Source organism: Ruegeria sp. AM9, from assembly GCF_056540565.1.
This window is the reverse complement of record NZ_JBQFWY010000073.1, coordinates 1-504: the sequence shown is the minus strand read 5'-3', so window position 1 is coordinate 504 and position 504 is coordinate 1. Positions and strand designations below refer to the sequence as shown.

The 504-nt window shown below is 64.5% G+C and carries 1 pseudogene; it reads left to right on the top strand.

The features are described from left to right. Positions 1 to 504: pseudogene (locus ACR0DO_RS19655) on the top strand (glycine dehydrogenase (aminomethyl-transferring)); the annotation flags it as partial.

Below are 504 nucleotides of genomic sequence, written 5' to 3'. Positions count from 1 at the left end.
TCTATCACGGCCCCGACGGCATCAAGGCCATCGCGCAATCGGTGCACCGCAAGACCTCGCGCCTGGCCGCCGGTCTGGAAGAGGCGGGCTTCTCGGTCGAACCCGAAGTGTTCTTCGACACCATCACCGTTGAGGTCGGCCATCTGCAGACCGTGGTGATGGAGGCCGCCGTGGCACGTGGCGTCAACCTGCGCAAGGTGGGCGACAGCAAAGTGGGCATCAGCCTCGACGAACAGACCCGGCCTGAGACCATCGAGGCCGTCTGGGGCGCCTTTGGCATCGACCGCAAGGATGACAGCTCGAATAAGCAGTACCGCCTGCCGGATTATGCGCTGCGCGAAAGCGCCTATCTGACCCACCCGATCTTCCACCAGAACCGGGCCGAGGCTGAGATCACCCGCTATATGCGCCGTCTGGCCGACCGTGACCTGGCGCTGGACCGGGCGATGATCCCGCTGGGCTCGTGCACCATGAAGCTGAACGCCACGATCGAGATGATCCCGG